The organism is Methylocystis echinoides, assembly GCF_040687965.1.
Lineage (GTDB): Bacteria > Pseudomonadota > Alphaproteobacteria > Rhizobiales > Beijerinckiaceae > Methylocystis > Methylocystis echinoides_A.
Genome location: NZ_CP156084.1, coordinates 561,806 through 585,355, shown reverse-complemented (window position 1 = coordinate 585,355; position 23,550 = coordinate 561,806). Strand labels below are relative to the sequence as shown.

Here is a 23,550-nt window from a genome sequence, read left to right as displayed (position 1 = left end):
AGCGATACGGATTTCATATCCGGCTGTCATAATACAGTCAAAAATAAGATAGGTTTGGGCGCGCTGCGGAAAACGCCGCTTTCCGCTAAAACTTTCGTCCCCGAGCCCGACCGATTCGGCGGCTCCTTCCATTTCGAGACGCCAGATGTCCCACGCCGTCGCCGCCGCTTTTCTCGCGCTCGATGCTCATGCGCCCACGCTTGAAGCGGTTCGGACGCTCGACCTCTTCGCCGCCGACGCCGCCCGCTTCGAGAATTTCAGCATCGGGCTCGATGATTTTCTCTTCGATTTTTCCAAGCACAAGGTCACGCGCGAGACGATTGATCTGCTCGTCGCGCTCGCGAAGGCGCGCGATGTCGAAGCGCGGCGCGACGCGCTGTTTCGCGGCGACGAGGTCAACAACACGGAACGGCGCGCGGCGATGCATATGGCGCTGCGCGATCTTTCGGGCCGGCCGCTGATTATCGGCGGCGTCGACATGCGCCCGGCGATCGACGCCGAACGCGAGAAGGTCTTCGCCTTCGCCCGCGCCATTCGCAGCGGCGACGCAAAGGGCGCGACGGGCCAGACATTCACCGATGTCGTCAACATCGGCATTGGCGGCTCGGATCTTGGCCCCGCGATGGCGGCGCGCGCTCTCTCGCCTTACGCCGATGAAGGGCTGCGCACGCATTTCGTCTCCAATGTCGACGGCGCCGATCTCGCCGATACGCTCGCGAACCTCGATCTCGCGCGCACGCTTTTCATCGTCTCGTCCAAGACTTTCACGACGCAGGAGACAATGGCGAACGCCGCCAGCGCCCGCGCGCGTCTCGTCGCGGCGCTGGGCGAAGCGGCGGTCGCCAAACATTTCGCCGCCGTGTCGACGAAACTCGACAAGGTCGCCGCTTTCGGCGTCGACCCCACTTGCGTCTTCGGCTTCTGGGACTGGGTCGGCGGCCGCTACTCGCTGTGGTCGTCGATCGGGCTTGCGCTCGTCATCGCCGTCGGACCGGAGAATTTCACCGAGTTCCTGCGCGGCGGCTGCGACATCGACGAGCATTTCCGCTCAGCGCCGCTCGATCGCAATATTCCCGTCTTGATGGGGCTGCTCGGCGTCTGGCATCGCAATGTGATGAAACGCTGCGCGCATGCGGTCATTCCCTACGACCAGCGTCTGGCGCGCTTCCCCGCCTATCTGCAACAGCTCGATATGGAGTCGAACGGCAAGTCCGTTACGCGCGACGGGCGCCTCGTCGGCCACGCCACCGGGCCGGTGATTTTCGGCGAGCCCGGCACCAACGGGCAGCACGCCTTCTTCCAGCTGCTGCATCAGGGAACCGACGTCACCCCGATCGACTTCCTCGTCGCCGCCGAGCCGACGGCCGCCGACGCGCGTCATCATGCGCTGCTCGTTGCGAATTGCCTCGCACAGGCCGAGGCTTTCATGCGCGGGCGCACGCTCGACGAGGCCAAGGCGCAATTGCGCGGGCAGGGGCTTTCCGACGAAGAAGTCGAGCGGCTCGCGCCGCATAAGGTATTTTCAGGCGACCGGCCGTCGAGCGTCTTTCTCTATCGCCGCCTCGATCCGCGCACGCTCGGCCGCCTTGTCGCGCTCTATGAACACAAGGTTTTCGTGCAGTCCGTGATCTGGGACATCAACCCCTTCGACCAATGGGGCGTGGAGCTCGGCAAGGAGCTTGCGAACCGGCTCGCGCCGATCGTCGAGAACGCCTCGGGGCCGACGACGGGGCTGGATCAATCCACCGCCGGGCTCATCGAGTGGCGGCGCGCGCATAGGTAAGCGCGCCCGCCCCCCTGTCCCGATCAGCGGCGAGGAGTTCAGATCGCCTTCGCCACGAGAATGCTCGTGAGCGTCGGCAACGCATTGCCGAGAAGCTCGAATCCGCCGAAGCCCGCCTGGCGCAACAGCGCTTCGATTTCCTCAACGCGGCGCGGCTCGCCGCGACCCATGGCGAGCGTATAGAAGCCATAATAGGCGTCGAGCGGCTCGGCCCCTTTGACGCCCGACATCGCCTCGATGACGAGAAGCGTCGCGCCGGGCTCCAGCGCCTGGCGGATATTGCGCAAGAGCGCGAGCGCCCGCGCGTCATCCTGATCGTGAACGATGCGAATGAGGGTGACGACGTCGGCGCCCCGCGGCAGCGGATCGCGCAAGAAGTCGCCGCCGATGATGTCCGTCCGCGACAGGAGGCCGGCGGCGTCGAGCCGCGTCCGGGCGCGCTCGGCGACGGCGGGAAGATCGAGGAGGGTCAGTTGCAAATGCGGCGCGCGCGCCGCCGCCGCGCAGAGAAACACGCCCTCGCCGCCGCCGACGTCCATCAGCCGTTTGTGGCGAGAGATGTCATAGGCGTCGAGCGCCTCCTGCGCCACCATCGGCTGCGAGGCCGCCATCAGCGCGCTGTAGGGCGCAACCGCGTCGGCCTGAAGCGCCGTGGGCTGTTCGAGATCGGAATAAGGCCAATAATCGGCGAGCCGCGCGCGCTTTTCGCCCTTGAGCAGCGCCACCGGGTCGGCGAGATCGGCGTAGAGCAGGGGCTGGTGCTCGACGAGCGACAGCGCGGCGCGGTTGCCCGCAAAGGCCGCCCCGAGCTGGCCGAGCCCGTAGCGCTCGGCGCCACGCCGCTCGGCGAGATCGAGCGACGCCGCGGCGTCGAGCAGCCGCCGGGTCGCCGCCTCGGACAGGCCGAGCCGGCCGGCCAGCGCCGGGACCGTCAGCGGCCCGGCCGCCAGAACATCGAAAAGCTTCAGCCGCGCGCAGGCGAACAGCACCTGCGAATAGACGAAACCGGCCGTGAGATCGAGCGCCGCGCGGGCGCGCCGGCGGGCGATGGGCCGCGTGAACGGATTGGCGAGCGACCAGCGCTGGAAATGGGGATCAGCAATGAGGCGGTCCCGCCACGCCCGCAATCGGTCCCGCCACTCTTCAAAGAAAGGTGCCACAAAGCGCGCCATCCCGACCCTCCCGTGATTGCGCCGGAATAGCATGAGCTTTCCTGGCCCAGAAGCGGCTCCGACGTTGCAGGCGGCCGCCGCTTCCTGTAGAAGAAGACCCGGACTCGCGTCACGCGCCCGTAGCTCAGCTGGATAGAGTGCTGCCCTCCGAAGGCAGAGGTCGCACGTTCGAATCGTGCCGGGCGCGCCAGTCAGATCAGAGAGCTAGAGGCAGGGGCGGCTGAGAGCTGCTCAGCTTAGCCGCCGCCCAGCTATCTGCGAGCAGCCGACAGCCATCGTCCAGCACGCTTGCGTCAACAGCAGGCGCCAAAGGTGGCAACGCCTCCCATGGCGGCGGCAGGCCGCTAGCCGAGGGAGAAACGGCTCAAGGGCCATGTGCGCCGACGCACCGACGTTCGCTTTTGGATGAGCTACCGTCAATCATCGAAACACGGACAGGACTGACGGAGCCCACCATGACCAAGCTGATCACGATCTTCGCGGCCTTCGCTCTGACCCTGAGCATCGGCTTCGCTAGCACGGCTTCCGCCGCTCCTGAGGGTTTCAATAACTTCGATGGCTCCGCCTGCTACTGCATGGACCCGTGATGTTTCTTTGGGACCGAAAAGGCAAGGTGGCGTCTTCATCCGCTCCCTTTGCGCGATGTCGCAAAAGGCGAGCATCCACGGCTCGGACGCCGAGAGCTCAGCATGTTGGCAAGGTTCATGGCAGAGCCACAAGTCAACAGCGAAGTTCTTGAGCAAGCCCCTTGTCAGACGATCAGTGACAGATCCTGATGCGCGACAGAATTGTTGATCCCCAGAATGGCGACGTTCACTGTGCGGACGTCGAACGTCACGTGATCAATCGCGCGTATCGCGGCCTGATAGGCCGCATCCGTGACGCTATGGGGGACGAGGATCTCCCCGCCTGTCTGCCCCGACGCATTCGCATAAGCCAGTGAAACGGCGATCTTGTTCTTGAAGGAATCCTGGCGCTCGACCGCAGCTTGGAATTCTGAAGACGACAGGCTCGCTGCGTTTGCGGGAATATCGTAACTGATCATCGCCTGCACGAATGCGCCGGCGATTTGAGCGCGTGCAGCTTGCGTGCCCAGGCCCTCGCTTCGAAGGCCTTGCAATTGGCTGGTCCAATATCGAATGCCGCCAGCATCGCCAGCGTTCCCGCCGATGTTCGTGTATAGCGCCTCGACAAACTGAGGATCGCTCAACCTGCCGTATGTCGCGTCGAAGAAGGCGCTCTGGGTTGTGACAAAGGCCTGCCCGAGCGCCTTTGCGTCTTGCGACGTCGTGCTTCCCACATGCGCGTTCGCCAATGTCACCCCCCGAGCGTCAGGTTGCTGGCGGAGGTAGTCAACCCAATAGGAATAGCCGGGCATCTCAGCGGCCCGATCATAAAGGGCCGCATAAAGGCCGAGCAACAATTGCTGAGGCGTCGCCGACGCCGGGGGCGACGAGGGGGGCGCAGGAGTGAGGCTCGATGTCGCGACCGTTTGATCTCGGAATTGCAGAAACTCCACGCCGGTAATGCTGTCGCGGCCATCGCGACCGGCGACTGCGTCGCTCACGATAAAGCCCCCTGCTCCATTCGAAGAAATTTTGTAGTCGGCGGAGTTTCCCTTGAAGACGAAGGTGTCGGCGACAGGCGAGCCAATGATCGTTTCATTACCGGGAGCGCCATTGATGAATACATAATCTTCACCGGTGAGCCAATTGTAGTATTTTCCCTGTACGAACTGCCAGGCCGACATGTTCAGCGAACCGCCGCTCGCCATGTTTACGATGAAGTCCGTTCGTCCCCACGCGCCGTAGATTTGCACGTCATTGCCGATAAGGCCGTCGCCGAACTGAGAGGACGAAAAGGTTGCCTTGCCGGGCATGTCCATCGCCATCCAGTTGTAATTGATCTGCTCGAAACTATAAAAAACGGCCTGCGAGAAATCGAAGTTCTCGAGATAGCCGGGCGGCATGCCATGCCCGGCCCAAATAGCGTCTTGATTGCTGTCGCCGTAGTAAACGCCCGTGAGAACAGGGTTGAAGTTATCAACGACGGTCGTCATTTGGCTTTCTCCCACTCACGAAAGTCGTCCCGGACGCGCGTTGCTCGGACTGGCGGCGCATTGATGCATTCCGGCCACCAACTCAAAGTTGCAGTCTCCGCAAGCCGGCGACGCCGAAAAGCCGACTGCGTCACGCAATTTGGCGGCGGCGTGAGAGCGCGGGATTTCCGAGGCCGCGCCTTCGTCATAGCTTGAGCGTTGCTGGTTAGCAACAGTTGGACACGATCTGCGCGCATGGCGCCGAATGCGGTTGCTATTCAGGCGACGCTTCTCGAATATACGGCCATGCTCACGCTCGACCATCGTCGAAAGTCATGCGCCGCCGCGTTCATCGCGGTCGCTCTGGCTTTCTCGCTTGTCGTTCAAGGGGGCGTTTCCTTGCTGCTGGAGCGGGGGGGTGGTCACGCGGGCTACGCCAGGGTCGTCACCCTTTCACAGTGGGTCGCCGGCGTCAGATGCGCCAAGGACGGGTCCCAGTCGGACCTACCCACGGGCGGGCATGCGGGCGGGACGAGTTGCGCCTCATGCGTGATGCCGGGCGACAAGGGCTCGGGGCTCGTCGTCGCGCCGCTTTCGGCCCTCCTGCTGGCGATTCTGCGACCGGAGAGCGCCAACCAGCCGAGTTATGCGCATGAAGACCCGCCGCTCGCATCCGGCCTTGAGGGCTGGGCGAGCACGTGGACATCGCAAGGTCCGCCTTCGACCTGATCGTCTTTCGGACGTGTCGGCGAATAGAGCGCGTCTTCCGCCACATACAATCTTTCAAAACGGCGGCGTTCGTCAGCGCATGAGTTGTTCTCGGCTGCGGGGCCTGAAGATGGCTCTTCCGCAGACCCGTGAGCCGTTGCGATTCAGGGAAAAGGACTCGTCGACGCGAAGCCTCCTCGACGCTGAACCGCGCCCATCAAAACAGGCCGCTTCCCATTTGCCTGCGGGGAGGGCCTTCAGCAAGCAGCTTTCAACCCAGGATGGACTTCAATGAAATCGACTGCCTCTCTCGCGGCGTTCGCGCTCATGCTTTCCGCTGGCGGCGCGCTCGCCGCCGACCTTCCCGCTCGCAAGGCCCCGCCGTTGCCGCCGGCGCCGCCGCCGCCGCTGTGGAGCGGTTTCTATGTCGGTTTGAACGCCGGCTACGGCTTTGGCGGCAGCAATGGCGTCACGACCGCGACGTCCGCCTGGGATCAATATGCGTCAACCTATTTCACGACATGGGCGGTTCCAAATCTGGCGGGCACATTCGGGGCGATCCAGGCCGCCAACTCGGGGCAGGGCTCGGCGAATCTGAGCGGTTTCGCCGGCGGCGGCCAGATTGGCTACAACTATCAGTGGGGTTCAAGCGTGCTCATCGGCCTGGAGGCGGACATACAGGGCGCCACCATGAATGGTTCCGGGAGCTATGCGGGAGCCGCCGTCGACTCCTACCGGATGGGTAGAATGAACATGCCGCACGCCGACCGACAGGTGTTCGGCTACGGCAACGTACAGGCGTCCCTCGACTGGTTCGGCACTGTGCGCGGGCGCCTGGGTTATCTCGTCACCCCCACTCTTCTCGTCTATGGCACGGGCGGACTGACCTATGGCGGGGCTACGGTGAACGCCAATTATGTGAGCGTAACCAATTGGATCAACACGGGCATGCTGAATTACCCTTACTCGCAGACTGGGTTTGGGAGTGGAAATGCGTCGACCACGCTCGTGGGCTGGAACGCCGGCGGCGGCCTGGAATGGCTGTTTACGCCGAACTGGTCTTTGAAGGCTGAAGCGTTCTACTACGATCTGGGCAATCTCACTGTGCAGGGATATGCGAACACGCCGGCTTCCGGGCTTCCTGCTCAAATGGGCGCGGTGATCGGCGAAGCGCAGGGGCTCTTTCCCCACACGCGGGTCAACGTAAACGGCGTGATTGCTCGCGCCGGCGTCAATTACCACTTCAACTGGGGCGCTTCCGCTCCGGTCATCGCGAAATACTGACGCGCGCCACGTCGTCAGCTTACCGGAGGAGGGTCCCCCCTCTTCCGGCGACCGCCGCTGTTCGAAACCCAAACTGCTCGTCGCTGACAGATTGCGTTCTTCGGCGCGCCAGGCGGCTTTCCGCTCAGAGAGAGTGAAGCGATGTTACAAGCGCGACTCCTGACATGCAGTGCGATTGTTCTGGGCGTCGGACGGCTTGCCGTTTCGGAGGCCGTCGCCCAGACGAAGCTCCCGGATCTTTACGTTTCCGCAAGCCGGCCGACGCCCGTTCGGGCGACGACGGCGCAGCCGCCACAGCCCGTGCAGGAGACGGCGCCGATCAGCCGACCTTCGATCGTCGACGAACAGAAGATCGAGGTTCTGCGCGTCCAGTCCGAAGATGCTACGAAGCTTCTCGAGCGGACGCCGGGCGTCACCATGTATGAAGCGGGCGGCGTCTCCCGCCTTCCCGTTATCCAGGGCCTTGCGGACGATCGTGTGAAAATTCTCACGGGCGGCGTGAGCATCACTTCCGCCTGCGCCAACCATATGAACCCGCCGCTCTCCTATACCGGCTCGAACAACGTCGAGAAGATAGAGGTCTATTCGGGGGTCGTGCCCGTCAGCAAGGGGGGCGACTCCATCGGTGGGACCATCATTGCAGAGCCGAAATCGCCCGTGTTTTTGGCGCGGAGCCCCGGCGCCTCGGAGGAAAAACAGGTCGGCGGGACGATGGCGCCGTTGTTCCAGGCGGGTAAGTGGGCGCACGGTTCGGACGTGAACATGCTTGCCTCTGGAGAAATTTCAAGCGCCTATCGCTCGAACAACGTCGGGATCAGCACGTCGGCGACGGTCAACGAGGCAATGGATCGTTTTGCCTTCCTCTATAACGGTTCTTGGGCGCGCGGCCGCAATTACAACGCAGGCGGAAACAATGCAGAGGCGTTCTCGACAGACTTCATTTCCGAGAATCATTCCGGAACCCTGGCCTATCGGGCCGATGGGCATTTGGCGTCGCTGCGCGTCGCGTACGAAAACATCCCCTATCAGGGATTCGTCAATCAGCGCATGGATATGATCGGGAACCGGGGGTATCTGGCCGAGGCCAAATATAACGGAACGATCGACTGGGGCGTTGTCGACGCGCGTCTCTACTGGAATTCCACCGCGCACAAGATGGGTTTCTTGCAGGACAAGCAGCCCAACAACATGCCGATGGATACAACCGGCCTCGATTACGGCTATTCGATCAACCTCGATCACAGGATCGACGAGCGGCTCCTGTTGCGAGTGGGGAGCGAATTCCATGGCTTCAGGCTGAACGACTGGTGGGAGCCGATTCCCGGCGGCGGCGTGATGACGATGCTGGACAACACGACCTTCATGGCGCCGTTTCCGGACATCTACAGCATGAAAATGCTCATGATGACGCCCTTCACACAGTGGAACATCCAAAACGGAATGCGAAACCGCTGGAGCCATTACGCGGAGGTCGAAACCAACTGGTCGCCGCAACTCGAAACGCTTTTTGGCGTGCGCAGCGATCTGGTCTTCTCCAACGTCGACGCGGCCCAGGCGTATGATCCCAACAATCCGACGATCATGCCCATGCTGACTTCCGGCAATCTCTGGCGCCCGGGAGAGATGCAGAATCCTGACGCGACGGCCGCCGCTCTCTTCAACCAGCAGGACCGCCGGCGTTTCGATCCGAATTTCAACATCACCGCGCAGTTTCGCTACAAGCCGACCGAAAATACGGCCTTCGAGGCCGGCTATGCCCGCAAGACTCGATCGCCGAATCTCTATGAGCGTTACTCCTGGGGCGTAAGCTCCATGACGACGGCGATGATCAATCAGTTTGGCGACGGCAACGGCTATGTCGGCAATCTCGCCCTGCAACCGGAAGTCGCTCACACGGTTTCCGTTTCGGGGGCCTTCAAGGACAAGGAGCGCGGCATAGAGGCCAAGATCGCTCCCTATTTCAGCTTCGTCAATAATTTCATCAACGCGCAGCGCGTCAGCAGCTTCCGCTTTGGCGGCTACTACAATGCCGGTCCCTATACGTTCCAGGAGCTGCAATTCGTCAACCACAGGGCGATCATCTATGGCGTCGACGCCAATGGCCGCGCCAAACTCTATGAAGAGGACAGCCTCGGTCGCTTCGATCTAACCGCGCTCGTAAGTTACACTTACGGCGTCGATCTGGACGTGGCAATCCGCAGAATTGCCTCGCGACCACGGGGCAGAATGTCACCCTGCAGGACTATTACCAGGATACGCAATGCTACATTCTGACCTCGTCGCAGCGCGCAGGCGACGGTCTCTACCACATCATGCCGATAAACGCGCGCGTCGGTCTGGAACACAAATTGGGCGGCTGGACGAACGCTTTTGAGGTTTACACGGTCGGCGCGAAGACGCATGTGTCGGTGCAAAGAGCGGAGCAAATGACCCCCGCCTATACGCTGTTCAACTTCCGCAGCAGCTACGAGTGGCAAAATTTCAGGGTCGACTTCGCGATCGAAAATCTGACCAATACACTCTATTTCCCAGCGCTGGGCGGCTTCAACATGGCGGGCTACATGGTCTGGACGAATTACAACTACAGCCGTTTCCCCGTTCCGAGCCCTGTGCCGGGAATGGGCCGCAACGTCATTGCTGGCTTGACGGTTAAGTTTTAGTGGCGAAAGGCTGACGACCCTGCTGCCGAGGGTCGCCATTCACTCGGCGATCGGCGTCGTAAATCCAGCGAAGCCGCCGGAGGGGTTTCAAACTCCGGCGGCTTCTTCGGTCAGCGGGTTGGTCGCAGGGGTCCGCCAGCCGATGGACGGACAATATTCCGGGCGACCACGAAGCGTATGTGCTTTGGCGCACGACGCGGACCGCAGAGGGCGCTCAGGCGGCGCCGCGCGTGCGAATCGGGGGGAAGCGCGCCGAGAGATATCGGAGACGGGGGAAAGGCCATTGGACCGACGCGCCCTCCCTTCGCTTCTTCCCTCAAAGCCACTTCTTTCGCCACCAGCGAACGAGGCCGGTGATTGAGAGAACCACGACGCCAATCGCGAACACGTCGTTGATCCACTTCCATTCCGACCAGAGGAGCGTTCCCATGTGCAGACGCAGGATCCAGTTAATCCAGGGAACGCCTTCGTCTGGTGGTTGAGCGACTTCGAAGGATTCCAGCGAATGACCCTCTTCGTCGGTGACGAAGAACTTGTTCGAACTCTTCCACAGCAGCCTGTCGTCGAGCTCAGTCACGTCGGTCGGCATGAACATGCCTTCCATGCCGCCCATGCCCAGTTTCTTCCGTCGTTCCGCCGCGTCCGGCGGCGCAGCGGGACGCGCCCCGCCGGGGCCGGGTACGCCGAGCATGCGCGATTTCTCGGGCGCGGCGACGATTTCCTGGGCGCGGTCGTCAGGACGGATCGTGGACGGTCCCGCCATGCCATTGGCGACAAGCACCTTGTCTCCGATTCGGCGTAGCCGTGCGGCGGCGACCACCGGCCGGCCGCTCGCGTCTTCCTCGCGCGCGAAGGTCTGGCCGCCGTCCGCCGTCGTGAACATGCCGATGCGGCTGCCGATCGTGAAAACCCCCGGCGCGTCCGGATAGGCCACGATGGCCTCGATCCAGCCGTCCCAGGATTTCAGCGCGAAGGCCGGCGTGAGATAGGCTTGCGGCACCTGCACCGAGCGCATCCACATCAGGAGCTCGCGGCCATGGCCGAGCAGAACCCCCGTAACCGAGAGATAGAGAAGCATCACGACCGACGCCAAGCCGACAGTCGGGCTGTGCAGGTTGAAGAGCCACTTGATCGTCGTCTTCTTAGCGGCCTTCGAGGCGCGCCCCGCTTCACGGCCCTGCGACTTCCAATATTTTGGCAGTCCCCAGTAGAGCAGCCCGGTGAGCGCCAGCAGAAACATGCCGAGGCCGCCAATGTCGTTCATGACAAGCGACGTCAGCGGATCAAAGAAGGCGCGGCCGAAATGCAGGTCGTGGACGAAGTGGATGAGGTCGACGGTCGGCGGCCGGGTCTGTTCGTCGAGCGGCGACAGCGCGATCTCTTCGATCTGGCCATCGTCTGTCCCGAAGCGCAGCACTTTCGACTTGTCGACGACGAGCAGGAGCTGGTCGGCCCGGTCGCTCGCGGCGATCGCGGTGACATGCGCGCCCGCAAGTCCCGCCGGCGCGGCGGCGGCGCCCTTGTCGGTCGAGCGATAGACGCCGTTGTCGGTCGCAAACCACAGACGTCCCCAGCCGAGAGCCGGATCGGGCGTAACGCCCGAAATTTGCGGATGGTCGCCGTCGACGAAGCGAGTGGCCGTCCAACTCGCGCCGCCGTCGGAAGAGGCCCACAAACCGCGCGGGCCTCCGGCGATGCGGTTCGAGGACGACGTCGGGTCGATCTGGTGGAAACGGACCACGTTTCGTGCGGCGAAGTCCTGTAGGTCGACGGGCGTCAGCCAAGCGGGCGCCTTGCCCTGCTGCATCCAGCGCCACTCGTCGTGATCCATCAGAAAGCCGGTCACGCCGAGCGCCGCGAGCCAGCCCAGGCCGGCCAGGCCCGCCCATTTGTGAATGACGAACGACCATCGGTAGAGCCTGGAGCCGCCCGCCTCCGTCTTCGGCGCGGGACGCTGGGCGGTCTCCGTCACGCCAGGGGCGTCGTCAATGGCGGACCGGCGAAAAAAGGAGTCTAGAAAAGTCATGCGAGCCTCCCTCGCAACAGTGGCGAACCGCGCCGCGTCTCTTGGCGCGCAGCCGTGTCAGACGGCGTGAGTCCTGCGGCGGGCGTTTCGGTTTTGGGAGATCAGACGACGAGCGCGGGAGGCGCGCGAGAGCGCAGATCGTCCGGCGTGTCGTCGGTCACATGCCCGAGACGCTGGGCGAAGCCACGCCGGGTCGACGCCTCATCACGCATCAAGAAGGACGCGGTCGAGATCGCCGGGAGGCCGACGGCGTCGCTGAGCTGACAGGCGCCGCAACAGGCGCCGGCCCGTTTCGACGCGTCATTCGTCTCTTCGCCGCCAAGGCACAAGGCGTGGGCCAGCGCCGCAGACGCGGAATGTTCGACGCCGCGTTCGGGCGACTGGTGCGCAGCGCCGAGCAGGACGGCGACAAGGGTCGAGAGCGCGTAGACCGCGACCAGCCCCAGCCTGACAAATTTGAAGACGCCGCGCATACGTCGAAGCTAGGACCGCTAAGACGCAGCTGTCAAGCTAACTGTGACGTTCAAGTCACACTGCGTTTGTTTTCAGTCGAGCCTGCCGCCTCGAGCTTGACCGTATTCCCCGGCGATGGTGTTTTTCGCCAATGATGCGGAACCAGCCGGTAAAGCCATGGACAGAGACTCGCGGCGCGCTGATTGCCGGCTGCGTGGCGCTGTTCTTGGCTTTGCAGGGCTTGCTGGCGCCCCTCGCCGCCGTCGCCCACGCCGCGCACCCGGTTGACGGCGCGTCGGTCAGTTCTCTGGTCGACTCCGAAATCTGCCATAAAGGCGACGCTGGCGATCCCTCCGAGCGCGCGCGCCACAACCCCCACGACTGCTGCATCCTATGCCAGGTCCATGCGCGCGACGCGGCGTTCGTCGCCGTCGCCGCATCGGCGTGGATCGCATGCGCGTTGATGCGTGACGCCGCGCCGCGAGCAGCCGTTTATCCCGAGCCGAAAGACGCACGGCCGAAGTCGGCCGGCTGGGCAAGCAGCTGGTCCTCGCGCGCGCCCCCTTTCTTCTCCTGAGCGCATGAGCCGCGGCGCAGGCGCGTCGCCAATTCCATTCGTTCGCACGGCCCCTCAACGCGGCCGATCAGGAGAATTACATGCACGTCCCGCACCTGCTGCGCGGCGGCGCGTCCGCCGTCGCCCTTCTTTGCGCCCTCGATTCCGTCGCCGAGGCCCAGACATCGCTTCCCACCATCAGCATCGGGCCCGCGCGTCCAGGCCTCTCGCGTCGTCCGGCGGCGGCGAGCCCCTCGACGGGGACGACTGGCTCCGGCGCTAATCAGCCTGCGCCGGAAAAAGAAATCGTCGTCGAGACCGCGACCCGCACGCAGAAGAAGGTGAGCGAGGCCCCCGGCGACCTGACCGTCTTCAGCCAGGAGTATATCCAGCGCCGCGATGCGCCGCGCCTCGGCGCGATCATTCGCGACGCGCCGGGCATCTATTCATGGGGCAACAGTCTCGGCTATGCGGCGCCCTCCGCCAATCGCGCCGGCCGCTTTTCTTTCCGCGGCATTTCGGGCCTGCAGCGCACCTTGTTCCTCTACGACGATCAGATCATGAACGACCCGATGTTCGGGTCGTTCAATTATTCGCAATATTTCATGGACGACATCGAGCGCATCGAGACGCTGCCCGGCGCATCCTCGGCGCTTTATGGCGCAAACGCCTATGCGGGCGTCGTGCGCGCCTTCAGCAAAATACCGGAAAAGCGTGAAATTCTGGCCCGCGGCGAATCGTCTTTCGGGGAGTTCTCCCGACAGGCCGGGGACGTCATCTATCGCGATCGTTTGCCAAACGGCGTCGGATGGAGCGCGGGGGGCCGCTGGGAAGGCAGTTCCGGCTTCAGAGACAACGTCATTCAGCGCGCGCTGGTCGCGCCCTACGTCGCCGGGGCCATCCCGACCGTCAACGCACAGGGGCAGCAGCTGTGGAATCTCGGTCTGCAGGGCGAGGCGAAATGGCGGACGGTCAATTCGCAGCTCAAGCTCTATTACGACTACGACAACGCGACCAAATTCGGTGCGGGGGTCAGCTATTTTCTCAGCAATTCCATGCAGGGGCTGTTCGAGAGCTATGCGCCCTATTCCAGCTATCTCGCCTATAATGCGCGCGTCTCGGGCGCGAACCGCATCACGCCGAGCGCAGTTCTCGGCGCAGGCCTCGCGTACGAATCGAATGTGATCAGCTACGGCTTTGCGAAACATCGATTCTCCGAGGAATCGGAGATCAAGCTGAACGTCAGCAACATGGCGCGAGTCTATCGGTTCACGACGCCTTCTTCCGCGACGGGCTCCAACGCCTGGGCGCTGGGCGGAGCCGGCGTCTATAATAATTATCCGCAGAACCTGTTCAGCGCGAGCGTGCAATACACCTTCCCGGTGAAGTTCCTCCCCTTCTTCGCGCATCACCTCACGACGGGCGTGGGCACGGATCGCGGCGCCGCGACGTTTCAGGCGTATAATGTCAGCGACTGGACCAATTTCGGATCGTCGACGCTCTTCACGAGCAGCATGCAGGGGGTCTCGAATTTCGTTTGGGGCTTCGTGCAGGATGAAATCAAGGTCACAAATTGGCTGACGGCCTATCTCGGGGGCCGCGTCGACTGGTGGCATACGCATGGCGTGCGCGTCACGGGTGGCGCGCCCTACGATAATTTTCCGGGCCAGGACGTCGTAAACTTCAATCCGAAAGTTTCACTCGTCGCCAACATGCCCTGGGAGAACGGCGTGATGCGCGCCTCCGCCGGCCGCGCCTTCCGCGCGCCGACGCTGAACGCGCTTTACGTCGACAGCACGCGCGGCAATGTGCGCAGTTTCTCCAACCCGAATTTGAAGCCCGAGACGGCCATTTCCTGGGAGGTCGGCTACGAGCAGTTTTTCAAGCAGACGGGAACCTTCGCCAAGGCGACCTTCTTCGAAAGCTGGCTCTCCGACTACAACTCCACCCGTCGCCTGCCGGCGCCGAGCATCATCCAGAACTGGTCGACGACGGTGAACACTGGCGAAGCGGTTGTGCGCGGATTCGAAATCACCGGCTCGCAGCAGATCACCGACTGGCTGACGGCCTATGCGACCTACACCAATGTTTTCGACGCCCAAACCCTCGAGGCGCCGGATCAGCCGGAAACGGTCGGCAAGCGTCTCCCGAACGCGCCGCGCAATCTGTTCAACGCCTCTCTCGAAGCCAATTATGGCGATTGGACCAGCACGCTTACTGGAAGATATACGGCTGACAGTTACGACCTTGCGACCAACGCCGACTTCGTGCGCGGCGTCTACGGCAGCTTCGACCGCTTCTGGCAGCTCGACGCCTATATCTCCTACAAGCCGACCAAATTTGCGGAGATCTACTTTGCCGGCAATAATATGCTCGGCCGCTACTATCAATTTACGATCAACCCTGGCGCCTTTTTCACGGCGGGGCTGAAACTGACCTACTGAACCGACGCAACGCATACGCGGTTGAAGACCGACAGAAGGAAGGACGCTCGGGATGCGCGCATCTGACTCCAAAAATAGAGAAAAGTTTCGAGACGGGCGCGCGTGCGCGCCGCTCGCTCTCGTCATCGCCCTGGCCGCGGGGCCGGCGCTTGCGGAGGAGGCGGCGCCGACGGGAGCGCCGCCGTCGGGCGACGCACATGCGCAGCACAGCGCGGCTGAACACGCCAAACACGCGATGCGCCTGCCGACGGGCGTCGTCAGCCTCGACGTCGTCGCGGAGGGCGGCCGGCTGCATTTGCTGACGGGACGGCATGCGCAGGGCGCCACGACCATCTGGCACCAGGTCTCCGCCGACGACGGCAAGAGCTGGTCAGCTCAGACGCAAGTCGAGGGGCCATCCGGCGCCGGCGCCACGGTGACGCGCGGGTCGGACGCCCGCATCGCCGTCGTCGACGGCAAGCTCATCGCCATGTGGATGAGCCATGTCGACGGCGCGTCGCATGGCGGCGCCGGCCCGATGGTCGCTGCGCGCTCCAGCGACGGCGGCAAGACATGGACGCCGCTCGCCGGTCCCGCCGATTGGGCAAAAGGGCCGCATTCCTTCTTCACGCTCGCCTCGGACGGTAAGACGCTTCACGCGGCCTGGCTCGATAGCCGCGACGGCCCGCCGCCGGCGCCGGGCGCGCAGGGATTGCGCTACGCGTTTTCGACCGACGCCGGCGCAAACTGGTCGAAGAACGCCACGCTCGACGCCGCCTCCTGCGCCTGCTGCTGGACGACCGGCAAAGCCGACGCGGCTGGTAATTTCTACGTTCTCTATCGCGACAAGCAACCCTCAGACATGGCGATCGGCGTGGTCGAGCCCAAGACGCATCAATGGACGCGGCTGGCGACGGTCGGCGCCTTCGGCTGGGATTTCCCCGGCTGTCCGCATATCGGCGGCGGACTGGCGATCAAGAGCGGCAAGCGGCCCGAGATCCATGCGGTCGTGGGCACGCGCAAGAAGGAGAGCGCCGGCTTCTATCACCTCAAATCAACGGACGGCGGAAAGAGCTGGTCGGAGCCGCGACGCCTCGGCGACGATACGGCGGCGCATGGCGATCTCACGCTGGGCAAGGACGGTCGTCTCGCCGCGGTATGGGACATGGTCGACCCTGACGCCGGCGACGGCAGCCTTGGCGTCTTCGCCTCGACGTCGACCGACGACGGGCTCCATTGGACGCCGGCCAAGCGGCTGTCGCCGCTGAAGATCACGGCCTCCCACCCGAGAGTCGTCGCCACGAAGAGCGGGTTTCTCGCTTTGTGGACTGAACAGCCCGGTCCCGACGAACAACGCCTCATGATCGCGCCGATCGGCAAGGACGTCGAGCTGCGTCAGACCAACCTTCAGGCGCGCTGACTTTAGCCAGAAGGCTTCCCCCAGCCAGAAGGCTTGCGCCGTTGCTGACGCGCGCGGTACGCGCCGGGCGCGCAGCCGGTCATCGCCGAAGACTTCCATGTAGGGAGGATTGCGGCGTGACCGCCAGGCGGCCTCCTCTTCGACCATGGATTTGTTCATCTGCGCTTTCCAGCGTCCGCCCGGGAAAGGCGACTCTACAAGGTCTTACTGTATCCTCCGAGGCAGACCCGAGCTTCAGTCAAAACAGGACGAGCCAAGCCACGCAAATGACGCAGATGCAGGTGAGCGCGACGCCGATCAAAGCGGCCGGCCAATCCCTGTCTTTCGCCGCCTTATAGGTTGAAACAGCCAGGAGGAGGCCGGAGACCGAAAAAGCCAACACGCCAAAGATTGGCAGAGTGGAGACAGCGCGCGCCCAGAAAGGGCGGACAACCGGCGTAAGCTCTACGAAAGACATTGATTAGACTCACAGTGACCTATGCTCTCCCCTTTGCGGGCGCCGTCGAGCGACGCGCGTTCCTTGCCTGCTCCAGGGGTTCGTCGCATTGGGTATCAGATGCGTCTGTCCCGGTCCGTATGCGGGCGCATTGCGCGAGGTTGCGCAAGCGTCGTACCTTAGACGGGAGCGCCGCGCGCCGTCCCCGGGAGTGGCGTGGGCCGGGCTATTTGCCGCTTGCGGGCGTGTGGCAATTTGCCACGAGCAATCTCAAAGAAATTGCCATGATGAAACCGTCGCGGGAGCGCTACGTGCGGTGCGCCAGCACCCAAACGCGGGCTGCGCTACGGTAACGCTTAGTGGAGCCGCGACGACGCAGCCCATTGACAAAGGCCCCACCCTTGCGCGCGGATGTTAGGTAACCGGGCGAGCGCGCTCAGGGTAAAGCCAATGCTTGGGCGCCTGCTAGGCTTTGAGCGAGGGACGCCGATAAAGCGCCATGAGTATTTCCTGTGGCTTTAGACGTCATCCGATCCGGATCGGACTCTTGCGGCGGCGTCGGCAATTCTTGTCCAGGGTAGCATTGGATGCATATGGCTCTCTCTAATATTGACGCACTCTGGGTTGTAGACTGGTCGACTGATCGCGACGGGCAATGCAGCTACATTGATCCTCTTTGGCGCGAAATCACGGGCCAAAACGCCGATTCAGCCTTGCAGGAGGGTTGGCTTGAAACGGTTTACCCCGGCGATCGCGATCAGGTAAGGGCGGAGCTGACGCGGGCGATACAATCGGAGCAGCCTTTCCAGATCGTCTTGAGGCTCAGGCGCGCGGATGGACATTTTCGCTGGGCGATGGCGGTTGGCGCGGCGAAACGCGACGAACAAGCCGCATTTATCGGCTACAACGGCTCGATCATCGACTTCCACAACCGAGTAGAAGCCGAGCAGGAGCTTGCCGAAACACGGCAACGCCTCGAAGCAATCATGAACGCCGCGCCGATCGGCCTGAGTTATTCGAGCGATCCGAGCTGCGCGTACATTACCGGCAACAAGGCGCTTTTTGCACAATTTGAAATCAATGCCCGCGACAATATTTCGGCGCTTGCTCCTGACCCGGCCGACGCCGGTCGCCGAGTTCGCTTCTTCAACCAGGGCCGCGAATTAACGGGTTCAGAGCTTCCCTTGCAGGCGGCGGTGCGCGAACGACGCGAAGTCGAACCTTTCGAAATCGACGTGCAACTGCCGAGTGGCCGTCGGTGGACGGCGGAAGCTTCCGGCGCGCCCATTATCGGGCCAGACGGCCGCCTGCTTGGCGGGGTCGCCGTCACCGTCGATATTACCGAGCGCAAGAAGCACATTGAAGCATTGCAGGGGAGTGAAAAGCGTTACCGCTTGCTCTTCGAGACGAGTCGCGACGGCATCGTCACCGTCGATCTGAGCGGCCATATTCTCGAGGCCAATCCAGCCTATCAGCGCATGCTCGGCTATACCGGCGCTGAACTCCGTCAATTGACCTATCAGGAGCTGACCCCGGCGATCTGGCGCGACATGGAGGCCGCCATCGTGCAGGAGCAAGTCCTGCCGCGCGGCGAATCCGACGAATATGAGAAGGAATACATCCGCAAGGACGGAACCGTTTTTCCGGTCAGTCTCCGCACGTGGACCGTGACCGACGACGCCGGAGTAGTTGTCGGCATGCGTGCATTTGTGCGCGACATCACCGAGCGTAAGCGCGCCGAGGAGAAGCTGCGTGAAAGCGAAAGGCTGCTGCAGGCGGTGCTCGATGGCAGCCCCGACGCAATTTTTCTCAAAGACGGAGAGAGCCGACTGCTGCTGGCCAATCCCGCGACATTCGCCGCAATTGGCAAGCCGGCCGATTTTTGCCTCGGCAAGACCGACGAGGAGGTCTTCGACAATCCAGAGGATGGGCGCGCCATCATGGCCAATGATCGCCGCATCATGGAGTCGGGGCAAACCGAGACCTTCGAGGAAACGCTGGGCACCGCTTTCGGGACCCGTTGCTATCTGACGAACAAGGCGCCTTACCGCGACGCCGCGGGCAATATTGTCGGCATAATAGGGACCGCGCGCGACATCACCGAGCAAAAAAGGGCCGAAGCGGCGTTGCGCGAGCGTGAGCAGCGGATGCGGCGTTTCTACGAGGCCGGCCTTCTAGGCGTGATCTATTGGAATGTGGCTGGAGAGGTTACGGACGCGAACGACAAATTTCTGGAGATGGTCGGCTATTCGCGCGCAGACCTTCAGGAAGGACGGATCAACTGGCGGAAAATGACGCCGCCGGAGTTCCAGTTCGTCGATGACGCCGCGATACTTGAAGCGCAAGCCGCAGGATCGAACGCCTCGCCATTCGAGAAACAGTTTTTTCACAAGAACGGCGCGCGCGTGCCGGTTATCGTCGCCGGAGCAATGTTCGACGAAACCCGTACCAATGGCGTGGCGTTCGTCCTCGATATTTCCGAGACAAAGCGGGCGGAAGCCGAGTTGCGCGAAAGCGAGGAACGCTTCCGCGTTTCCTTCGCCAACGCCGCCATAGGCTTTGCGGTGAACGCGCCAGACTTCGGTTTCCTGGACGCCAACCCCGCTTATTGTGAGCTCACCGGATATACGCTGGAGGATCTTCTCGCCCAAGACGGTTCGCAGCTCATCCATCCTGACGACCGCTCGGCCAATCTAGCCTTGACGGAGCGGATGCTCGCCGGCGAAATTCCAAGCTTCGTCGTCGAAAACCGCTACATTCGCAAATGCGGCGAAGTCATCTGGGTCCGAAAGAGCGTCTCGCTCATCCGCAATATTAGCGGCGCCCCCAGGTGGATCATCACGCTCGTCGAAGACGTCACCGAGCGCAAGAAAGCCGAACAAGCCCTCCGTGCGAGCGAAGCCCGGTTGCGGCTGGCGACCGAGGCCGCAAAGATCGGCGCGTTTGACTGGGACATCCCCGCGGGCGTGAATACTTGGACTCCGGAATTGGAGGCGATGTATGGTCTCGCGCCCGGTGAATTCGCTGGATCGCAGGCGGCGTGGGAGCAGCTGGTTCACCCCGACGACCGCGCCGGCGCGATCGCCAAGGTCGAGGAAACCCTTGCGACCGGCGAGCCGGTTGAACACGAGTGGCGAGTCGTTTGGCGAGACGGCTCGGTGCGTTGGATCGCAGGCCGTTTCCAGGGTTTCACGGATAGCGCCAAAAGGCCCGTGCGTCTCACGGGCGTGAACATCGACATCACTGAGCGCAAACGGGCGGAATTGGCGCTACGCGAGAGCCAGCAGCAGCTGGCGCTGGCGTTGGAAGCCGGGCAACTCGGGTTCTGGGACTGGGACGTGCCCAGCGGCCGGGTTCAGTTCGGCGGTCGCTGGGCGTCCATGCTCGGCTACGACCTCGACGAGGTGGAGTCCCATGTGCGGGCGTGGGAAGTGCTCGTCCATCCCGACGATCGGGACTCTGTCGCAGCCAAGCTGATCGACCATTTGGAAGGGCGCGCCGACTTCTATGAATGCGAGCACCGCCTGCTGCACAAGGATGGCTCCTGGCGCTGGATTTTGGATCGTGGTCAAGTGGTGGAGCGCGACGCCGACCGCCGCCCGCTCCGGGCGATCGGCACACACGCCGACGTGACGGCGCGCCACGAGGCGGAAGTCGCCCTGCAAGAAGCCGACCGACGCAAGGACGAGTTTCTCGCCACCTTGGCGCATGAATTGCGAAACCCGCTCACGCCTATTCGCAACGCGGTGCACTTGCTGAAAATCAAGCATGGTTCAGAGCATCCCGAAGCGCATCTTTTTAATATGATGCAGCGTCAGGTCGATCATCTTGTCCGGCTTGTAGACGACCTGCTCGAAATCTCCCGGATCAGCCGTGGCAAGATAGAACTGCGCAAGGAGAATGTGGCCCTGGCGGAATTCTTGTCGGCTGCATTGGAAACCTGCCAGCCGCTCATCGACAAGAAAACCCATTGCGTCGTCATGAAGACCCCCGATGAGCCGGCGTGGGTTTTTGGCGATCCGGTGCGTCTCTCTCAGATTGCCGCCAATGTCATCCATAACGCTGCAAAATACACGCCGCCCGGGGGGCGCCTTGAAGTCGAGGCGGCGCGCGCGGGCAACGACGTCGTTCTGCGCTTTCGCGACAATGGCGTCGGCATCAGCGCCGAGATGTTGCCGCACGTCTTCGAACTCTTCGCCCAGACAGACGGTCAAGCTCGGCTTTCCGAAGGGGGGCTCGGCATCGGGCTTGCGCTTGTGCGCAAACTCTTGGAGCTGCATGGCGGGCGAATTGAAGCGCATAGTGAAGGCGTTGGACGCGGCAGCGAATTCGTGGTTTGGCTGCCTCTCGGCACGGCGCCCACGGCCGTCACGGCGTCGACCAACGAGGCGGCGACTCGGGACAGGATGGCGGCGCGGATACTTGTCATTGACGACGACGCCGATGTTGCAGACAGCTTCGGTCTGTTGCTGGAGGGCTTGGGGGCGACTGTTCGCAAGGCTTATAGCGGTCCCGCCGGCATTGCCCTTGTCGAGACGTTCGACCCCGATCTGATCTTTATAGACGTCGGCATGCCCGCTGTGGACGGCTACGAGACAGCGCGTCGCATTCGACGTAGCAGCCGGGGGCCTCAGTTCACCCTCGTCGCGCTGACGGGTTGGGGTCAGGACGAGGATCGCCACCGCGCGAAGGAAGCGGGCTTCGATCTGCACCTCACCAAGCCGGCTTCGATCGACGCGGTGCAAGACTTGCTGAACGCCCTGCCAAGTTCGACGGGCGGCGATGGCTCAGCTAAAAGCTAAGCTCTCGTCGGATCACGCCCGACGTGTCGCCGAAGCGGGCGGGGCGGCTCCTGGCGAGCGCAGCCGCGGCAATTAAGCAAAGATATTGGAAGGCGGCCCGCTCGATGAGGGAACGGCGGGCCGCCCCAGCCGGCCGCATAACGGCGCCAGCCCCGCGCAAACCTCCCAAAAGCGAGCCAGCGCCGATGCGCGGCGACGCACAGACGGCGCTAGGAAAGACTATTGCCGAAAGTCCTATTTGCGATCGCCAGCCATTGATTCGCCAGAGCGCATCCGCCAGACGCCCAGACCCGCCGCTCGTGCTATTTTGTAAACGGAATGAATTGTGCTGAGATAAATAAGCGGGGACCTTCCTTGCCTAGTTTGCGACATCGAGAGCGATCCTCATGAAGGTGACGATTGCGGGCGCCGGCGGCTATCTCGGAGAACACATCGTTCGGGCCGCGTTGGCCGAAGGACACGACGTCGTCGCTATCGTGCGGAGCGGGTCCAGCGCAAAATTCCCAAGCTCGGTGCGACGACTCGAAGGCGATCTGCATGAGGCCGCCTATGTCGCCGACGCGCTGGCCGACTGTGAGGCCGCGATCTTCGCAGCCGGTAGGAATTTCAAGCCGGATCTGCCGCTAGACCAATATTTGGCGCAGAATGTCGAGCTAACGAAGATATTCTTCAACGCGATTTCAAGCTCGAATCCATCGGCGCGCGTTATCTTCACCTCGTCGATGTCAGCGATGGCCGGCAGTCTCGAGCCATTGGTCTTCAACGAGACGAGCGGCCGCGCTCATGTCTGCGTCGCGCGCCTCAATGCATATGATCGGGCGAAAGTGGCCTGCGAACAATTGGCGCGCGAGGCGGGCGCCGCCGGTCGCAACGTGGTGATCCTCAATCCTGGCCTCATGCTGGGCCCCGGCGCTTCGGTAAACAGCTCAGTTTCGAGCGCCTTGCTCCTGCAATGGTTCTGTCTGAAGCGATTCCCGATCATGGTTGCGTGCGGCGGCCACAGCGTCTGCGACGTGCGCGACGTCGCGCGCGCCCATGTGGCGGCGCTCACGGAAGGCCACGGCCAATACATCCTGGGCGGAGAGAATATCGATGCGCTGCAGCTTTATGACTTGATGTCTGAGCAGACGGGGATCAGACGACCGCCGCGGGCTCCCCTTTGGCTCGTATCCGCCCTTGTAACTACTCTCGACGCAGCATCGGCCCTGACATTCGGGTGGCTGCGCAGCCCCTTGCATCGCGACTTCGTGCGCTCGCAACCCCTGTTTTATTGGGGGAGCTCCGACCGCGCGACGTGTGAATTGCACTACAGGCGGCGGCCTCTGACCCAGACCATACGCGACACGATCGCAGACTTCGTGGGCCGCGGCCTCGTTCCCAGTGACCTGCGATTTGCCGCGTCCATCACCGACGAGAACCGCGATGCGCTGCTGCTGTTCAGTGAGTTGGCGCGCAGCCATATTCACCGCACGCATCTCCTGCCGCGCTTGCCGGAGATTCTAGCAGCGTGCCGCCAGAATCACGAACTTGCCGCCGCCCTCGACACGGCCTTGTCCGGCGCTTGTTATGATCACGCACGCGGACGCTTCCACTGGACCGGCGATCGCCCCGAAGCTGCGCTCGGTCGGTTGAGGAGATTGCTCGATTATTGCTACTACGCCTCCGACGAATTCCGCGAAAGAATGAGTTGAGAATGCGCCGGGAGCGAACAGGCATTTGCATCATTGGCGCCGGCGCCGCTGGCGGCATTCTGGCCTATCGACTTGCAAGCGCCGGGCGCGACGTCCTC

General features: G+C 62.9%; 16 protein-coding genes and 1 tRNA gene. 12 read left to right on the top strand and 5 right to left on the bottom strand.

Features of this window, described 5'->3' with window-relative positions:
* The first annotated feature begins 145 nt into the window (after positions 1-145).
* Positions 146-1,783 carry a glucose-6-phosphate isomerase gene (gene pgi, locus RVU70_RS02760; RefSeq protein ID WP_363349561.1) on the top strand — a complete coding sequence of 546 codons (1,638 nt, stop codon included), beginning with the start codon at positions 146-148 and terminating at the stop codon, positions 1,781-1,783.
* 38 nt (positions 1,784-1,821) lie between these two features.
* Here the strand turns inward: pgi and RVU70_RS02755 are convergent, their stop codons facing one another.
* The gene (locus RVU70_RS02755; protein ID WP_363349560.1) at positions 1,822-2,943 is read right to left on the bottom strand and encodes a methyltransferase; all 1,122 of its coding nucleotides are present in this window, start codon (positions 2,941-2,943) and stop codon (positions 1,822-1,824) included.
* Positions 2,944-3,068: 125 nt separating this feature from the next.
* Between RVU70_RS02755 and RVU70_RS02750 the strand changes: the two genes are divergently transcribed.
* Positions 3,069-3,145, top strand: a tRNA-Arg gene (locus RVU70_RS02750).
* Positions 3,146-3,410: 265 nt separating this feature from the next.
* A complete protein-coding gene (locus RVU70_RS02745; RefSeq protein ID WP_363349559.1) occupies positions 3,411-3,542 on the top strand; it encodes a hypothetical protein in 132 nt (43 codons plus the stop codon).
* A 164-nt stretch (positions 3,543-3,706) separates the two neighbouring features.
* Here the strand turns inward: RVU70_RS02745 and RVU70_RS02740 are convergent, their stop codons facing one another.
* Positions 3,707-5,014: a DUF4214 domain-containing protein gene (locus RVU70_RS02740; protein ID WP_363349558.1), complete on the bottom strand. Its 1,308-nt coding sequence runs from the start codon at positions 5,012-5,014 to the stop codon at positions 3,707-3,709.
* A gap of 234 nt (positions 5,015-5,248) precedes the next feature.
* Here RVU70_RS02740 and RVU70_RS02735 point away from each other — a divergent pair, with 234 nt between their 5' ends.
* From RVU70_RS02735 to RVU70_RS02720, 4 genes are all read left to right on the top strand, one after another.
* Entirely contained in the window at positions 5,249-5,722 is a 474-nt protein-coding gene (locus tag RVU70_RS02735; protein ID WP_363349557.1) for a hypothetical protein, read from the top strand.
* 270 nt (positions 5,723-5,992) lie between these two features.
* Positions 5,993-6,985, top strand: a complete 993-nt coding sequence (locus RVU70_RS02730; protein WP_363349556.1) for a porin family protein — start codon at positions 5,993-5,995, stop codon at positions 6,983-6,985.
* Between the two features lie 141 nt (positions 6,986-7,126).
* Entirely contained in the window at positions 7,127-9,259 is a 2,133-nt protein-coding gene (locus tag RVU70_RS02725) for a TonB-dependent receptor domain-containing protein (RefSeq protein ID WP_363349555.1), read from the top strand.
* A 38-nt stretch (positions 9,260-9,297) separates the two neighbouring features.
* Positions 9,298-9,645: a hypothetical protein gene (locus RVU70_RS02720; RefSeq protein ID WP_363349554.1), complete on the top strand. Its 348-nt coding sequence runs from the start codon at positions 9,298-9,300 to the stop codon at positions 9,643-9,645.
* Between the two features lie 316 nt (positions 9,646-9,961).
* On the opposite strand, the gene RVU70_RS02715 is transcribed toward RVU70_RS02720, so the two are convergent.
* Positions 9,962-11,671 (bottom strand): PepSY-associated TM helix domain-containing protein, encoded by a 1,710-nt coding sequence (locus RVU70_RS02715; protein ID WP_363349553.1) that lies wholly within the window; start codon positions 11,669-11,671, stop codon positions 9,962-9,964.
* A gap of 101 nt (positions 11,672-11,772) precedes the next feature.
* Positions 11,773-12,144 carry a DUF2946 family protein gene (locus RVU70_RS02710; protein WP_363349552.1) on the bottom strand — a complete coding sequence of 124 codons (372 nt, stop codon included), beginning with the start codon at positions 12,142-12,144 and terminating at the stop codon, positions 11,773-11,775.
* Between the two features lie 131 nt (positions 12,145-12,275).
* Here RVU70_RS02710 and RVU70_RS02705 point away from each other — a divergent pair, with 131 nt between their 5' ends.
* From RVU70_RS02705 to RVU70_RS02695, 3 genes are all read left to right on the top strand, one after another.
* Positions 12,276-12,701, top strand: a complete 426-nt coding sequence (locus RVU70_RS02705; RefSeq protein WP_363349551.1) for a hypothetical protein — start codon at positions 12,276-12,278, stop codon at positions 12,699-12,701.
* Between the two features lie 80 nt (positions 12,702-12,781).
* A complete protein-coding gene (locus RVU70_RS02700) occupies positions 12,782-15,124 on the top strand; it encodes a TonB-dependent receptor domain-containing protein (RefSeq protein ID WP_363349550.1) in 2,343 nt (780 codons plus the stop codon).
* 52 nt (positions 15,125-15,176) lie between these two features.
* Positions 15,177-16,523 carry a sialidase family protein gene (locus RVU70_RS02695; RefSeq protein ID WP_363349549.1) on the top strand — a complete coding sequence of 449 codons (1,347 nt, stop codon included), beginning with the start codon at positions 15,177-15,179 and terminating at the stop codon, positions 16,521-16,523.
* 238 nt (positions 16,524-16,761) lie between these two features.
* Here RVU70_RS02695 and RVU70_RS02690 read toward each other — a convergent pair whose 3' ends face one another.
* Positions 16,762-16,980 carry a hypothetical protein gene (locus RVU70_RS02690; protein WP_363349548.1) on the bottom strand — a complete coding sequence of 73 codons (219 nt, stop codon included), beginning with the start codon at positions 16,978-16,980 and terminating at the stop codon, positions 16,762-16,764.
* A gap of 572 nt (positions 16,981-17,552) precedes the next feature.
* On the opposite strand from RVU70_RS02690, the gene RVU70_RS02685 reads away from it, so the two are divergent.
* Both RVU70_RS02685 and RVU70_RS02680 read left to right on the top strand, forming a co-directional pair.
* On the top strand, positions 17,553-21,761 hold the full coding sequence (locus RVU70_RS02685) for a PAS domain S-box protein (protein ID WP_363349547.1): 4,209 nt from the start codon (positions 17,553-17,555) through the stop codon (positions 21,759-21,761).
* 386 nt (positions 21,762-22,147) lie between these two features.
* Positions 22,148-23,452 (top strand): NAD-dependent epimerase/dehydratase family protein, encoded by a 1,305-nt coding sequence (locus RVU70_RS02680; RefSeq protein ID WP_363349546.1) that lies wholly within the window; start codon positions 22,148-22,150, stop codon positions 23,450-23,452.
* Positions 23,453-23,550: the final 98 nt, after the last annotated feature.

Excerpts from the sequence above, each read along its gene's own strand:
- RVU70_RS02680 (WP_363349546.1), top strand. The coding sequence starts at position 22,148 with ATGAAGGTGACGATTGCGGGCGCCGGCGGCTATCTCGGAGAACACATC.
- pgi (WP_363349561.1), top strand. The coding sequence starts at position 146 with ATGTCCCACGCCGTCGCCGCCGCTTTTCTCGCGCTCGATGCTCATGCG.
- RVU70_RS02740 (WP_363349558.1), bottom strand. The coding sequence starts at position 5,014 with ATGACGACCGTCGTTGATAACTTCAACCCTGTTCTCACGGGCGTTTAC.
- RVU70_RS02695 (WP_363349549.1), top strand. The coding sequence starts at position 15,177 with ATGCGCGCATCTGACTCCAAAAATAGAGAAAAGTTTCGAGACGGGCGC.
- RVU70_RS02730 (WP_363349556.1), top strand. The coding sequence starts at position 5,993 with ATGAAATCGACTGCCTCTCTCGCGGCGTTCGCGCTCATGCTTTCCGCT.
- RVU70_RS02745 (WP_363349559.1), top strand. The coding sequence starts at position 3,411 with ATGACCAAGCTGATCACGATCTTCGCGGCCTTCGCTCTGACCCTGAGC.
- RVU70_RS02715 (WP_363349553.1), bottom strand. The coding sequence starts at position 11,671 with ATGACTTTTCTAGACTCCTTTTTTCGCCGGTCCGCCATTGACGACGCC.
- RVU70_RS02690 (WP_363349548.1), bottom strand. The coding sequence starts at position 16,980 with ATGTCTTTCGTAGAGCTTACGCCGGTTGTCCGCCCTTTCTGGGCGCGC.
- RVU70_RS02735 (WP_363349557.1), top strand. The coding sequence starts at position 5,249 with ATGGCGCCGAATGCGGTTGCTATTCAGGCGACGCTTCTCGAATATACG.
- RVU70_RS02725 (WP_363349555.1), top strand. The coding sequence starts at position 7,127 with ATGTTACAAGCGCGACTCCTGACATGCAGTGCGATTGTTCTGGGCGTC.
- RVU70_RS02700 (WP_363349550.1), top strand. The coding sequence starts at position 12,782 with ATGCACGTCCCGCACCTGCTGCGCGGCGGCGCGTCCGCCGTCGCCCTT.
- RVU70_RS02720 (WP_363349554.1), top strand. The coding sequence starts at position 9,298 with ATGCCGATAAACGCGCGCGTCGGTCTGGAACACAAATTGGGCGGCTGG.
- RVU70_RS02710 (WP_363349552.1), bottom strand. The coding sequence starts at position 12,144 with ATGCGCGGCGTCTTCAAATTTGTCAGGCTGGGGCTGGTCGCGGTCTAC.
- RVU70_RS02685 (WP_363349547.1), top strand. The coding sequence starts at position 17,553 with ATGGCTCTCTCTAATATTGACGCACTCTGGGTTGTAGACTGGTCGACT.
- RVU70_RS02705 (WP_363349551.1), top strand. The coding sequence starts at position 12,276 with ATGATGCGGAACCAGCCGGTAAAGCCATGGACAGAGACTCGCGGCGCG.